This window comes from Staphylococcus sp. FSL W8-1207 (assembly GCF_038003745.1).
Lineage (GTDB): Bacteria > Bacillota > Bacilli > Staphylococcales > Staphylococcaceae > Staphylococcus > Staphylococcus equorum.
The window spans coordinates 1-1,716 of record NZ_JBBOPU010000007.1; the positions used below are offsets into that span (position 1 = coordinate 1).

The window sequence follows — 1,716 nt, forward strand, 5'->3', positions numbered from 1 at the left end:
TGAATGGATTAGTTTAACAGCATCTAATCAATCGAACTTAGATTCTGGTAAGGGTGTAATGGAAAAATTAAAAGAGGATCCAGAATCCTTAACTATAGGTGTTGCACCAGGTTTAGGTAACAATGATTACTTAGCTTTTGTACAGGCAGCTAAGGCGTATGGCGTTGATGTAGATAAAATCGATTTCCTTGTATATAAAAGTGGAGGTGATTTACAAACTGCTTTATTAGGTGGACATGTAGATGTTGCCTCTACTTCTGTCTCTGAAGTAAAAGAACAACACCAAACTGGAAAGTTAAAAATGTTGGCAGTGACTTCTGATAAACCAGTTGAAGGTATTGAAGAGGTGCCTACATAGAAAGAACAAGGCATTGACGTTGTCTTTCCACATTGGCGTGGTGTGATGGGGCCGAAAGATATGACGCCAGAACAAATTGCCTATTGGGATAAAACTATGCAAGATGTAGTGAAATCAGATAGATGGCAAAAAATAAGAAAGAATAATGATTGGGAAAACTACTATAAAGATAGCGAAGAAAGTGAGAAATTTTTAAAAGAGCAACGTAAGAAGTATAAAGCATTAGTCAAAGATTCAGGCATGAAATAAAGGGGGAGTAATAATGTCGCGATTTGTCTTTCCAGTATTATTAATATTATTTGGTCTTATTTATCTAATGTTGACTTTAAATATACCTAAATCAAACATTGGGGACCCTAATAGTCCGATGTATTTTCCAATGTTAGTTGGTTTATTGCTTTTGATAATGAGCATTGTTTATTTCTTTCAAGAATTTAAAAAACGTCATGAAGATTTTACAGCTTTTTCACAATTACTAGAGAGAAAAACATTTATACGTATCGTCTTAACAATTGTTTTAACAGTAATATACGCTTTAATATTCGAACGTCTTGGCTTTTTAATTTCAACAATTATATTCTTAGGCGTCATTATGTTCTTAATTAACGGATATAAAAGATGGTTACAGAATATTTTAGTTACGGTGATTTTTTCTGGCATTGCATGGTACACATTCGCACAATTATTGAATGTCAGTTTACCTTAAGGAGGGTGATTAAATGGGGATTGATGCAGGTAGTTTTTTAGAAGGATTATCAACTGCGTTTCATCCGATGAACCTTTTATGGGTCCTTATCGGTGGTTTTCTAGGTACAGTGGTAGGTATGTTACCTGGATTAGGACCTGCGACTGCGGTTGCAGTACTCATACCTGTGACATTTGGTATGGAACCCGTAAGCGCATTGATTTTAATGGTTTCAATTTATTATGGTGCCATGTACGGTGGCTCGAGAAGTTCGATTTTATTAAATACACCAGGTGATGGCTCAGCCATTGCAGCTACATTCGATGGTTATCCAATGACCAAAAAAGGAGAAGCCGGTAAAGCCCTCACAATATCAGCAATTGCTTCATTAATTGGAGGTATTGTAGCAGTTATTGGTTTTATCCTTTTAGCTAAGCCATTGTCTGCCTTTGCTTTAAAATTTGGTCCACAAGAATATTTTTTACTATTCTTATTTACGCTTTCAGCTATTGTAACTTTATCATCAGGTAAGATGGTCAAGGGATTTATTGCGACAAGTATTGGTTTAATCATTAGTACGGTAGGTGTTGATTTACAAACAAGTATTTATCGCTTCACTTTTGATATTCCTCATTTAAGTGAAGGTATCAACTTCTTAGTCGTTATCATTGGG

The 1,716-nt window shown here is 35.2% G+C and carries 2 protein-coding genes and 1 pseudogene; all 3 read left to right on the forward strand.

What is annotated here, in order from left to right; translation table 11 throughout:
* Window positions 1-607: pseudogene (locus NSR03_RS14405) on the forward strand (Bug family tripartite tricarboxylate transporter substrate binding protein); the annotation flags it as partial.
* Between the two features lie 13 nt (window positions 608-620).
* On the forward strand, window positions 621-1,064 hold the full coding sequence (locus tag NSR03_RS14410; protein WP_002511904.1) for a tripartite tricarboxylate transporter TctB family protein: 444 nt from the start codon (window positions 621-623) through the stop codon (window positions 1,062-1,064).
* 13 nt (window positions 1,065-1,077) lie between these two features.
* Window positions 1,078-1,716, forward strand: a 639-nt coding sequence (locus NSR03_RS14415) for a tripartite tricarboxylate transporter permease (RefSeq protein WP_285328839.1), incomplete at its 3' end; no start/stop codon positions are given.

Coding starts and splice junctions, on each gene's coding strand:
- NSR03_RS14410 (WP_002511904.1), top strand. CDS start 621: ATGTCGCGATTTGTCTTTCCAGTATTATTAATATTATTTGGTCTTATT.